The 13037-nt window shown below is 69.6% G+C and carries 8 protein-coding genes; 4 read left to right on the top strand and 4 right to left on the bottom strand.

The window, feature by feature from the left end:
- Positions 1-43: 43 nt before the first annotated feature.
- Entirely contained in the window at positions 44-1432 is a 1389-nt protein-coding gene (locus AB1L88_RS22870) for a GntP family permease (protein WP_367099014.1), read from the top strand.
- A 30-nt stretch (positions 1433-1462) separates the two neighbouring features.
- On the opposite strand, the gene AB1L88_RS22865 is transcribed toward AB1L88_RS22870, so the two are convergent.
- Complete coding sequence (locus tag AB1L88_RS22865; protein WP_367099013.1) at positions 1463-3511, bottom strand: M13 family metallopeptidase; 2049 nt, start codon at positions 3509-3511, stop codon at positions 1463-1465.
- A gap of 327 nt (positions 3512-3838) precedes the next feature.
- Here AB1L88_RS22865 and AB1L88_RS22860 point away from each other — a divergent pair, with 327 nt between their 5' ends.
- Complete coding sequence (locus AB1L88_RS22860) at positions 3839-6358, top strand: prolyl oligopeptidase family serine peptidase (protein WP_367099012.1); 2520 nt, start codon at positions 3839-3841, stop codon at positions 6356-6358.
- Between the two features lie 51 nt (positions 6359-6409).
- On the opposite strand, the gene AB1L88_RS22855 is transcribed toward AB1L88_RS22860, so the two are convergent.
- The 3 genes from AB1L88_RS22855 to AB1L88_RS22845 all read right to left on the bottom strand — a co-directional run bounded on the left by AB1L88_RS22855 (position 6410) and on the right by AB1L88_RS22845 (position 9675).
- The gene (locus AB1L88_RS22855) at positions 6410-7357 is read right to left on the bottom strand and encodes a ParB/RepB/Spo0J family partition protein (RefSeq protein WP_367099011.1); all 948 of its coding nucleotides are present in this window, start codon (positions 7355-7357) and stop codon (positions 6410-6412) included.
- Positions 7354-8193, bottom strand: coding sequence for a ParA family protein (locus AB1L88_RS22850; protein ID WP_367099010.1), 840 nt, complete (start codon positions 8191-8193; stop codon positions 7354-7356). The genes AB1L88_RS22855 and AB1L88_RS22850 overlap by 4 nt, the downstream gene beginning before the upstream one ends.
- Positions 8194-8988: 795 nt before the next feature.
- Positions 8989-9675 (bottom strand): recombinase family protein, encoded by a 687-nt coding sequence (locus AB1L88_RS22845; RefSeq protein ID WP_367099009.1) that lies wholly within the window; start codon positions 9673-9675, stop codon positions 8989-8991.
- A 188-nt stretch (positions 9676-9863) separates the two neighbouring features.
- Here AB1L88_RS22845 and AB1L88_RS22840 point away from each other — a divergent pair, with 188 nt between their 5' ends.
- Positions 9864-11405, top strand: coding sequence for an ATPase domain-containing protein (locus AB1L88_RS22840; RefSeq protein WP_367099008.1), 1542 nt, complete (start codon positions 9864-9866; stop codon positions 11403-11405).
- A complete protein-coding gene (locus AB1L88_RS22835) occupies positions 11398-12996 on the top strand; it encodes an ATP-binding protein (RefSeq protein ID WP_367099007.1) in 1599 nt (532 codons plus the stop codon). The genes AB1L88_RS22840 and AB1L88_RS22835 overlap by 8 nt, the downstream gene beginning before the upstream one ends.
- Positions 12997-13037: the final 41 nt, after the last annotated feature.

Genomic DNA, 13037 nt, shown 5'->3' with positions numbered 1-13037 from the left:
CCATGCCGACACGCCGTTCCAATGATCCCAGGGACCTAGACCAATGCTGATCGAGGTGGGAGCGATTGTCGTGGCCCTTGGCCTCTTGATGACGGTAGCCTATCGCGGCCTGCCCGTCATCGTCTTCGCCCCGCTCTGCGCCTTGCTAGCCGCGGCGCTGTCGGGGATGCCGCTCCTACCCGCCTACACCGAACTGTTCATGACTGGCGTGGCCGGGTTCGTCCGGGCCTTCTTCCCCCTGTTCCTGCTGGGAGCGATGTTCGGCAAGCTGATGGATTCGAGCGGTTCGGCCGCCGCGATCGCCGCCGCCATGACCCGGGCCTTGGGGCCTCGCCACGCGATCCCGGCGGTCGTCCTCGCCGGGGCGGTCCTCACGTATGGCGGCGTCTCCCTGTTCGTGGTCGCGTTCGCGGTTTATCCGCTGGGGGCGGCCCTGTTCCGAGACGCCGGCATCCCCAAGCGACTCTTGCCGGCGGCCATCGCCCTCGGGGCGTTCACGTTCACAATGGATGCCCTGCCCGGCACGCCTCAGGTCCAGAACATCATCCCCACGCGCTTCTTCGGGACCGATGCGTATGCGGCCCCGCTGACCGGGACGATCGGCGGGGCCATGGTCTTGATCGGCGGCCTTGTCTGGCTGGAACGACGACGGGCCCGCGCGGCGTTGCTTGGCGAGGGTTACGGCACCGGCCACCAGAACGAGCCCGCGGCCCGATCGGCCGATCGGCTCCCGCCTCTCTGGGCCGCGGTCGTGCCGTTACTTGTAGTGCTCACGGTCAACTTCGTCCTGAGCCGGACCGCCTGGTCGGTCGAGACGTGGTACCCCGAGGCGTCCTTGCTCCGCGACTTCCCCGAGACACGCCCGCGGGATGCGGCCTCGACCTGGGCCGTGATCGTCGCCCTCTCGGCGGGAATCCTGGCGACCTTGGCCTTGAACTCCGGTCGGATGAGGGACTCGGTCTCGGCGTCCCTCTCCGCCGCGGCGGCGGGATCATTGCCGGCGATCTTCAACACGGCCTCGGAGGTCGGATTCGGCACGGTCATCAAGACCCTGCCGGGCTTCGAGATCGTCCGGTCGATGGTGCTCGACGTGAGTCGGCATGTGCTCATCTCCCAGGCGGTCGCCGTCAACGTCCTGGCGGCGATCACCGGGTCGGCCTCGGGCGGGCTCTCGATCGCGCTGGAGGTGATGGGCCGCCAGGCGCTCGACGCCGCCCAGGCCCAGGGGATCAGCCCCGAGCTGCTCCACCGCATCGCCTCGATGGCCTCCGGGGGCATGGACACCCTGCCCCACAACGGGGCGGTGATCACCCTGCTTGCCATCACGGGATTGACGCATCGGCAATCGTACCCGGATATTTTCGTGATTACCCTGATCAAGACCGCCGCGGTCTTCATCCTCGCCGCGACGGCCTCGGCCCTGGCGGGGTGACGCACGGCCACCCCGCCAGGCGCGAGCGCATCACCAGATCTTGACACGTTCTTCGGGCGGGAGATACAGGTCATCCCCCTCCTTCACGCCGAATGCGTCGTAGAACTCGGGCATGTTGCGGATCACGCCGTTGCAGCGGAACTCGGCCGGGGAGTGGGGGTCGGTGGCCAGCCGGCGGGTCAGCTCGGCGTCGCGGTATTTGGTCCGCCAGACCTGGGCCCATCCCATGAAGAAACGTTGATCGCCGGTCAGTCCGTCGATGACCGGCGGCTCCTCGCCGTCGAGCGAGATCCGGTAGGCCCGGTGCGCGATGGTCAGGCCGCCGAGGTCGCCGATGTTCTCGCCGATCGTCAGGGCGCCGTTGACCGTCTGCCCGGGGAGCTGGTCCGGCTCGAAGCCGTTGTACTGCTCGATGAGCTTGCCGGCTCGGGCGTCGAACTCCTCGCGGTCGGAGTCGGTCCACCAGTCGTTCAGGTTGCCCAGGCCATCATATTTCGACCCCTGGTCATCGAACCCGTGGCCGATCTCGTGGCCGATCACTGCGCCGATCGCCCCGTAATTGGCGGCGTCGTCGGCCTCCATGTCGAAGAAGGGGGGACGCAGGATCGCCGCCGGGAAGACGATCTCGTTCATGCCCGGGTTGTAATAGGCATTGACCGTCTGCGGAGTCATGAACCACTCGCCCCGGTCGACCTCCTGGCCGAGCTTCTTCAGGTTCCGATCGACCTCGAAGGCGGTCGCGCGCTGGATGTTGCCGACGAGGTCGTCGGGAGCGATCTCCAACGCCGAGTAATCACGCCAGGTGTCGGGATAACCGATCTTCGGGTTGAAGGTCTCCAGCTTCTCCAGGGCCTTCGCCTTGGTCTCCTCCCCCATCCAGTCGAGGCCGTTGATCCCCTGGCGATAGGCCTCGATCAGGTTGGCGACCAGTTCTTCCATCCGTTCCTTGGCCCGGGGCGGGAAGTGTTCCTCGACGAACAGCTTGCCGACGGCCTCGCCGAGCGACCCTTCGACGACCTGGACCCCGCGCTTCCACCGCGGGCGGTTCTCCTCGGCCCCGGTCAGGGTCTTGCCGAAGAAGTCGAAATTCTCGGCAACCATCGCCTCGTTCAGGTACGGGGCATAGGCGTGCAGGACGTTCCAGGTCAGCCAGGTCTTCCACTGGTCGAGAGGGATCCCGTCCAGGACCTCATCCATCGCCTCGAAGTAGCTCGGCTGGGCGATGATGACCTGCTCGATCCCGCCCGCGCCGTAGGCATCGAAGTAGCGGGGCCAGTCGAAGCCCGGGGTCAGTTCGGCCAGGGCCTCGCGGTCCTTCTTGTTGTAGGTGAGGGTCGCGTCCCGGCTCCGGACGCGGTCCCAGTGGTGCGACGCCAGTTGGGTCTCCAGATCCATCACCTGCTGGGCCTTCTGCTCCGCATCGGCGACATCGGCCAGCGTGAACATGCGAGCGATGTGATCGAGGTACGCCTCCCGGATCGGCGCGAACTTCTCGTCGCGGTAGTACGACTCGTCCGGCAGGCCGATCCCCCCCTGGTACAGGTTGAGGATGTAGGCGTCGGACTGCCGGGCATCGGTATCGACGTAGCCGCCGAACAGGCCATCGACCCCCACCCGCTCCAGCTCGGCCAGGGTCTGGAGGAATTCGTCCTTCGATTCGATCGCGTCCACCTTCGCCAGCTCGTCGCGGATCGGCTCCAGGCCGAGTTCCTCGACGCGGTCTTCATCCATGAAGCTGGCGAACAGGTCGCCGACCTTTTGCGTCTCCGAGCCGGGCTCGCCGCCAGTCTCGGCCGCACGCTCGATCAGGGCCTTCAGGTCTTCCTCGGCCTCGTCGCGGAGGGCGTAGAAGGCCCCGTCGGCCGAGCGATCGGCGGGGATCTCCGCCTCGAGCAGCCACTTGCCGTTCACATGGCGGAACAGGTCGTCCTGCGGTCGGATCGCCGGATCGGTGTTCGAGAGGTCGATCCCCGATCGAAGCGTCGGCTTCGAGGAATCGACCGGGTCGGAGGCGAGAGCGCCTTGGACTGCAATCAGCAACAGCGACGCGACCATCGCGACGCGGGCCGGATAAGTCATCGGATGAGGCTCCTTGGGTGAATCATGCGGGCTCGGGCATGGTGGCGGAACGCCCTCGGCCGGGACCTTCGACCCGACGGGAGGGGATCCATGCCGCTCGCCCTGCTCATGGACGTCGGAACCATTGCAGCCGATCCCTCGATCCGATTCCAGGCCATTCACGCCGGAATGAGGACGGGACCGCCCGGCCGTCTCCGACCGGATCGGCCCCGGCGAGGCGGAGGGATGGTTCCCCTGAGGCGTTCCGTCGGGGATAATCGGCCCCGGCCGGCCGAGGGTTTCGCGGCCAGCAACACCGGACGACGACGGATCAAGAGGAGCCTTCTCGTGAATCGAACCCCACCCAGCGGGCCGCATCGGCCGGCGATCCTCGTGGCCCTGCTGACCGCCCTGTCGGCGACGGTGGCGGGGGCAGACGACCCGGCGCTGATCGAGATCCGGGAGGCCCTGGCCCTCCCCGGGATCGGCAGCGGGGGCCGGTCCCCCGTCCATGTCGATCCGGTCGAGGCCCGGGTCGTTTCCGGCGACTGGTCGATGCCCCAGGCCGGCGACGAGGTCATGCTTCCCGGCGATCGGTCGCGAGCCTGGCAAAGCGTCTCGGCCAATGAGGACGGCTGGTTCCAGGGCCGGTCGCTCCGGGGGGCGTACGTCGCGGTCGAGGTGGAGTCGGAGAGCGACCGCGTGATGATCCTCGAGGCCGCCGGGCATTCGATGGTCTATGTCGATGGGATCCCCCGGACGGGCGACCCCTACTCCTACGGCTGGCTTCGCCTGCCGGTGGCCTTGAAGGCAGGGCGAACCCCCCTGCTCTTCTCGGTCGGCCGCGGACGCTTGCGGGCCCGGCTCGTCGAACCGGAGAAGCCTTTGCAGCTTGATGCGAGCGATCCGACTCTCCCGGACCTGGTCGCAGGGAAGCCGGTCGAGTCCCTCGCGGCGGTCCTGGTGCGGAACGCCGCGACCACACCGGCCGCCGATCTCACGATCGAGGCGAGCCTTGGGGACGCAGAGGACTCGCCTCGGGAAATCACCCCGGTCCCTCCCCTGCTCCCCTTGAGTGTCCGCAAGGTCGGGTTTGCCGTGCAATCGGCCGAGCCGGTCGCCTCGGGGGTCGAAACGATTCCCCTCGTCGTCCGTCTGGTCGAACGGTCGGGCGATTCTCACCGGGTGCTCGATGAGACGCGGTTCGATCTTGGGGTCAGGACTCCCGAGCAGAGCCGAAAGCAAACGTTCATCAGTGGAATCGACGGCAGCGTGCAGTACTACGGTCTCCAGCCGATGACGCCGGGCGAGGCCGACGCCGATCAAGCCCCTGCCCTGTTCCTCTCCTTGCATGGGGCCTCGGTCGAGGCGATCGGCCAGGCCAACGCCTACGCCCCGAAAGTTTGGGGGCATCTGGTGGCCCCCACCAACCGCCGCCCCTACGGCTTCGACTGGGAGGACTGGGGACGGCTCGACGCCCTGGAGGTCCTCGAACACGCCCAGGCGTCGCTCGGCACCGATCCGAGTCGAACGTACCTGACGGGGCACTCGATGGGAGGCCACGGGACGTGGCACCTGGGCGTCACCTTCCCGGACCGCTGGGCGGCCATCGCCCCGAGCGCGGGCTGGGTGAGCATGTGGTCGTATGCCGGTGCGTCGCGGCGTGATGTGCCCGACGGCCCGGCCGAGGTCCTGACCCGGGCCGCCTCGCCGAGCGACACGGTCGGCCTGGTCGAGAACCTGGGACGCAACGGCGTCTACGTCCTGCACGGCGATGAGGATGACAACGTGCCGGTCTCGCAGGCGCGGACGATGCGGGCCGAGCTGGGCCGGTTCCACCCCGATTTCGTCTATTACGAACGGCCCGGGGCCGGCCACTGGTGGGGGAACGAGTGCGTCGACTGGCCCCCCCTGTTCGACTTCCTCCGGGGGCGGAGCAACCCCGAGCGATCGGCCGTGCGTCGGGTCGACTTCACCACGGCCAGCCCGGGGGTTTCGAGCCGGTGCGACTGGGTGACGATCGAGCTGCAAGACCAGGCCTTCGCCTTGAGCCGGGTGACGATCGACCACGATCCCGAGGCCCGCTCGTTCAAAGGGACCACCCGCAACGTCTCCCGGCTCAGCATCGACCTCGGGCACCTGGAATCGGGCGAGCCGGTGGCCTTCGAGCTGGACGGCGAGGCGATCGAGGCCCCCTGTCCGGACGACGCGCCCGCGGTCTGGCTGGCCCGATCGGGGGATTCGGGCGGCTGGGGCGTCGTCCCGGAGCCGGATGGGGCATCGAAGGGTCCGCATCGGTATGGGGCGTTCAAGGATGCGTTCCGTCATCGGGTGGTGTTGGTCTATGGGACGGTCGGCTCGGAGGAGGAGAACGCCTGGGCACTGGCCCGGGCCCGGTACGATGCCGAGACGTTCGGCTATCGCGGGAACGGGTCGATCGACGTGATCCCGGACACGGCCTTCGACCCGGCCGCCGATCCGGATCGGAACGTCGTGCTCTACGGCCATGCTGACTCGAATGCCGCCTGGTCGGGCCTGCTCGGGGATGGCCCGGTCGCCGTCGAGCGGGGGCGGTTGCGGGTCGGTGCGGTCGATCGTGAGCGGGACGACCTGGCCTGCCTATTCATCCGGCCGCGGCCGGGGAGCGAGCGGGCGAGCGTGGGGGCGGTCTCAGGGTCGGGGATCGAGGGCCTCCGGCTGAGCGATCGGCTGCCGGTGTTCGTCTCGGGGGTGGCCTATCCCGACCTCACGGTGATCGGTCCCGAGGTCCTGGCCGAAGGGCTGGAGGCGGTCGAAGGCGCCGGCTTCTTCGGCCCCGATTGGGGGGTCGAGTCGGGGGAGATCGTCTGGCGAGATGAGGCCCCGTGAGGCATTCCCCTCCGATCCGGTCGGCTCCGGATCGGAGGGGTGGTTGACCGGTCAGGCGGCTTCGGCATTCGTGCTCACGGATGTTTCGATCTGGGTGATGATCTCCTTGAGGGCGTCGAGGATGGAATCGGGGTCGGTCCCCTTGCGGTGCTCGACCGTGACCTTGTAGCCGGTCGAGGTCCGGTAGGTCCGGGTCGTGACCTTCCGAGGTTTGGCCTTGGCCTTGCCGGGGCGGCGGCCCCCCTGCCCTTCGCTTTTGCGGCGGCGGACGACCTCGGCCGTCTCGGCGCGATTGAGTTTGGCGGAGACGACCTCGGCGGCTAGGTCTTCCTGCTCGGTCGGGTCGTCGACCTTGCTGATCTCGTAGGCGACCGACGGGGCGAGTCGGCCGTCGTCGACCGAGGCCTGCACGGCGGTCGGCAGGTCCAGCAGGGCCAGTGCCCGGGAGACCGAGGCGCCGGTCAGGTTCAGGGCCTCGGCCAGCCGGGAGGCGGTCCAGGCGTTGGCGTCCATCAAGGTCTTGAAGGCCCGGGCCTGCTCGACCGGCTTCAGGTCCTCCCGGATGCAATTCTCGATGAGCTGCAGTTCGAGGATCTGCTCCGGGGAGCGGTCCCCTTCGAGGATGACGGCGGCCACCTTGGCCCGGCCGGCGTGCTTGATGGCCCGCCAGCGGCGCTCGCCGGCGACGACGACGTAACGCCCCCGGTCGGGAACCCAGCGGACGGCGATCGGCTGGAGTTGGCCGTGGGATTCGATGCTGGCGGCCAGGCGGGCGATGGCGTCGGGGTCGAACTCCTGGCGGGGCTGGTCGGGGTCGGGCTCGATCCGGTCGACCTCGATCTCGACGGCCGTCCGGAGGCGGTTGGTCCCCTGATGCGGGTTCGGCCCTGCCGGGCGATCAGAGGCAGGAGCGGCCCCCTGCCCCGATTGCCGACCGGCCCCCATTGACTCGGCGAGGTTCGACCCGAACCGGTTGAGCAACTCGTCTCGCTTGCTCATGCCGCCTCTCCTCGGGCCTCGCCCGGATCGGCGTTTTGCACGGTGTAAGACATGCGGAGCTTCAGCTCCTCGGCCAGGGCCTTGAGGGCCTTCGCCGAGGCGCCGCGGGGCTTGCTGTACGGGACCGGCTTGCGCTGGGCGATCGCTTCCTTGAAGTCGATGGCGTGGGGGATGGTCGTCTCCAGGACGTCGGAGCCGTACAGCTCTCGGAGCATCGACTCGTAGGCCCGGTGGATGGCCGTCCGGGAGCTGAACATGGTGATGAGGAAGCCGAGGAGGTTGAGGGCCGGGTTGACCTCGGTGCGCATGGCGTCGATGCAGTCGAGGATGGCAGCCACCCCTTGCGAGCCGAAGTCCTCGGCCTGGAGCGGGACGACGATGTGGTCGGAGGCCGCGAGCGAGGCCCAGGCGCAGAGGTGGAGATTGGGGGGGCAGTCGATGAGGATCCAGTCGAACCGGTCGGCGGCCTCGGCCACGAACTCGGCCAGGGCGCGCTGCTGGTCGTCGGGGGCGTCCCAGGGCTCGGGGATATTGTGGCGGGTCAGGTGGACCGATCCGGGGACGATGGCCAGGCGGTCGAAGGCGGTCGGCACGATCAGGTCTTCGGCGGCCGGGATGATGCCGTCGCCGAAGAGGCCGGCGATCGTCTCGTGGGCGGGGCGGGCCCTCATGGCGTCGGGGCCGAAGAACCCCTGGGTCAGGCTCGCCTGCGGGTCCATGTCGAGGCAGAGCACCCGGGCGCCGTCCCTGGCCAGGGTGCCGCCGAGGTGGTAGACGGAGGAGGTCTTGCCGACCCCCCCTTTCTGGTTCAGGAAACAGATCGTCGCCGCGGGCATGGCCAACCTCCTCGTCCTTCTGGTCGGTCGCCCTTTGGTTCTCCACCGAGACACTCGGCCCGGCGACGCGACCAATTCCCCGCTTCAAGCGATCGGCGTTTCCGGGTGCCAAGTTCAGCGAATCGGGGGGGGCCAAGACGGCTGTTTACACCGTGCAAGATCGCGAGGCCGGGGGCGGGGTGATCCTGGCGGCTTACACCGTGTAAGACGTCGAGGGGAGCGGTCGCCACCGGCCTCGCTCCGGGCCGTCGCCGATTGACGCGAATGGGGGCGGTCGTCGGCGCCCCACCCTCACCGTCTTACACCGTGTAAGACGGCGAGAAGGGGAGCGGCCGGGCAGGGGAGAGACACCCTTGGGCGTGAGACTCGGCCTGCCGGAGAGGTTAGGCGTATTCGAGGAGGAGAAGCCGGAAGCGAGATTCGTTTCGGGGGTCGAATGGGGCGGGGATGTGGGTTCGTTTCGTCGGGATTGGAGGCTGCGGCCGGGACTGGCCGGACGAAGGGAAGGCGGCGGTCCTGGGATCGGCGCGCCTCCGGGTGCGCCCCGGTTCCCGACGTAGGATCGACGCAAACCTCGAACGAAGAGACAATTGCGGAATCTCGACCCGATTCGTTCCGGCAATCGGGGGGCCATGAAAATGGCTTTGTTTCGTCGCCTGGAGGGCGAGCCGATGAGGTTGGGGCGGGGGCAAAGCGGGGAAGGAGCGAGGGCTGGTGCGCGATGCGGTGCGCCTTCTGGTGCGCCCCGGTGAGCCGGTCGCCAGCCGTCCATCTGCGCGGCGTCGCCGTTCTGCCCTACACCCCCCCCCGGGATCCGAGGTCGCGTCTCAGGACCCGCGAGACCTGCATCGCGTTCCAGGGCCGGCCCCGACGGGTGAGGTAGCCGGCCTCGTTGAGCCGGTCGGCGATCTGCTGGAGCGTGAAGCCGGCCCCCCGCAACTCCGCCGCCATCGGCCCGATTTCGCGGTACGCCGAGTCGGCCTGCACACGCCGGGCCGCGCTCGCCCGATCCACTCCCCGGGCGCGGGCCTCGACGGTCAACGTGGCACCGCCGGTCCGAGCGGCGCCCAGCTTCCCACCGCCGGCCTTGTAGGCCGCCAGGCCCGCCCGCGTCCGGGCCGAGGCGGCCCTGGCCTCGTATTCGGCCAGCGCCGTGAGCACGTCGATCGTCCGCCGGTTGGCCTGGGGGAAGTCGCAGGCGAGGAATTCGGCCCCCGACTCGTGCAAGGCCCGGAGGAAGGCCACGTCACGCGACAGGCCCCAGAGCGTGGCCACGATCAGCTCACAGCCCCGGGACCGGGCGTAGGCCAGGGCCTTGCGGAGCTCGGGCCGGTCCTCCACGCCGCCCGATTCGTCGTCGCGGAAGCGGCGGGCGATGACTCCTCCCGAGGCCTGGGCATGCTCCTCGACGCAGCGGACCTGCTCGGCGAGGCCAACGCCGTCGACCCGGAAGTAGGCGACGAATTGCCGATCCTGGCGCATGATTCACACTTTGTGGAACGGTGGTTGCTGGTAGCGTTACGGCCCCACCCGGGGTTCGTCTGCGACGGGAATGGCCCGCGGTGGGACGTCCCGGGACGGATGGGATGCAAGCCAGGTGCCGGCGACCGGGCGGGTCCGTCGCCCTCGCCGGCGAGCAGCCGCGGACAGGCGAAGGACGAACGACCGCGATGACGACCCAGCCGCCCCCGGAGGGGGCCCTCGACGACCGCGTGCCGACCGGCATCGCCGGCCTCGACCACATCCTCGGCGGCGGGCTCTTGCCCCACCAGCTGTACATCATCGAGGGGGATTCGGGGGCCGGCAAGACGACCCTGGCCCTGCAGTTCCTCCTGGCCGGACGCCGCCAGGGCGAGAGGACGCTCTGGTGCACCCTCTCCGAGACCGAGGACCAGTTGCGGACGACCGCCCGCTCGCACGGCTGGGACCTCGACGGCATCGAGATCTGCAACCTCGCCCTGAGCGACGCCAGCCTCAGGGCCGACGCCCAGTACACCTTCTTCTCGCCCGGCGACATCGAGCTGGACGACGTGACGAAGGCCGTCATGACGGTCGTCGAGCGGCTCAAGCCGTCGCGGGTGGTCTTCGACCCGTTCTCCGACGTCCGCCTGCTGGCCCAGGACCCGCTGCGGTACCGCCGGCAGGTGCTTTCGCTGCGGGAGTTCTTCGCCGGCCGGGGCTGCACGGTCCTTCTGGTCCAGGAGCTGCCGAGGGGCGCCCTGACCTCCGACGACAACTCGGCCGAGGGGGTGGTGCAGGGGGTGATCTCGCTGCACCAGTCGGTGCCCGACTACGGGAGGAAGCGGCGGCGGATCAACGTGCACAAGCTGCGCGGCGTCCGCTTCCGCGACGGGTTCCACGACGTCTCGATCGAGACCGGCGGCCTCCGCGTCTACCCGAGGCTGGTCGCCTCGGAGCACTTCGACGAATTCACCAACGAGGTCATCTCCAGCGGCGTGCCCGAGCTGGACGCGCTGCTCGGCGGCGGGCTGAACCGGGGGACGAGCCTGCTGGCGATGGGGCCGGCCGGGGTGGGCAAGAGCACGCTGGCCGGCCAGTTCGCGCTGGCGGCCCTGCGTCGCGGCGAGCGGGTGGCGTTCTTCCTGTTCGACGAGTCTTCGCGGGCGTTCGTCGCGCGCAGCGAGGGCCTGGGCATGGGCCTTTACCAGTACGTCAAGGGCGGCCAGGCCGTGCTGAAGCAAGTGGACCCGGCCGAGTTCACGCCCGGCGAGTTCGCCCACCTCGTCCGGCGGGCCGTCGAGCAGGACGAGACGCAGCTGGTGGTCATCGACAGCCTCAGCGGCTACCTCAACGGCATGCCCGACGAGCGGTTCCTGAGCATGCACCTGCACGAGCTGCTGACCTACCTGAGCTACCGCAACACGCTGACGATCCTCACGGCCAATGAGCACGGCATCGTCGGCGACAACCTGCACGGGGCGGTGGACGTCAGCTACCTGGCCGACGCCGCGGTGATGCTGCGCTACTTCGAGGCCTTCGGCGGCGTGCGGCGGTCGATCTCGGCGGTGAAGCGGCGGATGGGGCCGCACGAGATCCTGATCCGAGAGCTGACGATCGCCCCGCCGGGGATCCACATCGGCGAGCCGCTGGAGGGGTTCCGCGGGGTGCTCACCGGCCAGCCGACCTATGCCGGCAGCTCCGGCAAGCTCGGCCCCGGCGTCCAGCAGCTCGACGGAGGGGGCGATGAGTGAGCCCTCATCGGCGTCGGCGGCGCGAACACCCGGCGACGCCCCCGCCCCGGTCCGAGTCCTGGCCGTCGGCCGTGATGGCACGCTCACCTGTCGGATCCTGACCGAGGCGGGGATCGATTGCGCGGTCGCCTCCACCGCCGAGGAGCTCTGCCGGGAGATGGAATCGGCCCAGGTCCTCATCGTGGCCGAGGAGCGGCTCTCGGGGCCGGACGCCGCCGCGATCGCGGGCCGGCTCTCCCGGCAGCCGACCTGGTCCGACCTGCCGGTCGTCGTCGTCACCCGGCCCGGCGGCCGGTCGGGCTTGATGGAGGGGGCCGTCGAGTCCCTCGGGAACGTCTCGGTGCTGGCCCGCCCGCTCAACATCGAGGCGCTGGTCACGGTCGTCCGATCGGGCCTGCGGGCGCGGCGGCGGCAGTTCCAGGTCCGCGACCTGCTCCGGCAGCGCGACGAGGCGGACCGCCGCAAGGACGAGTTCCTGGCGATGCTCGCCCACGAGCTGCGCAACCCCCTGGCGCCGATCCGGGGGGCCGTCGGCCTGCTCGGGATGCTCGACCTCGACGACCCGGACCTGGTCGAGGTCCGAGACGTGCTCGACCGCCAGGTGCGGCACATGGCCCGACTGCTGGACGACCTGCTGGACGTCTCTCGGATCACCCGGGGGACGATCGAGCTGAGGCTGCGGCGCGTCGACCTCGTCGAGGTCGCCCGGGACGCCGCCCGGATGGCCTCGACCGCGCTGGAGGCGCGGAGGCACGCGTTCCGCATGGACCTGCCGCCGGGCCCGGTGACGGTCGAGGCCGACGCGACACGGATCGAGCAGGTGGTCTCGAATCTGCTCTCCAACGCGGCGAAGTACACCGATCCGGGGGGGGAGGTCCGCCTGACGTTGGAGCACCAGCCGCCGGATGCGGTCATCCGCGTCCTCGACGACGGGGTGGGCATCGACCCCGCGGTCCTGCCCCGGGTCTTCGACCTCTTCGCCCAGGCCGATCAGTCGCTCGACCGCACGCAGGGCGGCCTGGGGATCGGCCTGACGATCGTCCGGCGCCTGGTCGAGCTGCACGGCGGGATGGTGGAAGCGCACAGCGACGGACCCGGTCGGGGGACGGAGATCGTCGTGCGGCTGCCCGCCATGACCGGCCCGCGTGATGACCTCCCTTGGGGCGAGGATGGGTCGCGGCGGGGCGGCGGGACGGATGGCCTGCGGGTGCTCCTGGTCGAGGACAATCGGGACGGGGCCGCGTTGCTGGCGCGCGTCCTCCGCCATTATGGGTACGAGGTCCGGGTGGCCCATGACGGCGCCTCGGCACTCGGGATCGCCCCGGACTTCCGCCCGCAGGTCGTGATCAGCGACATCGGTCTGCCGGGGATCGACGGCTACGAGCTGGCCCGTCGGCTCCGCGACCAACCCGGACTGGGTCGCCCCTTGCTGGTCGCCGTCACCGGCTATGGCCAGCGGGAAGACGTGGCCCGCGCCGACGACGCCGGGTTCGATCACCACCTGATCAAGCCGATCGACGTGACCGCGCTCGTCTCCCTGTTCATCGGCCCGGACGGTCGTGCGTCGCGGCAATCCCCGGACGGCACTTGAAGGGGCAACGACCGGGCGAGGATGCCCCTGCCACCCTTTCG

The organism is Tautonia sp. JC769 (assembly GCF_040717455.1).
Classification (GTDB): Bacteria; Planctomycetota; Planctomycetia; order Isosphaerales; family Isosphaeraceae; genus Tautonia.
This window is presented reverse-complemented; position numbering and strand designations above follow the sequence as displayed.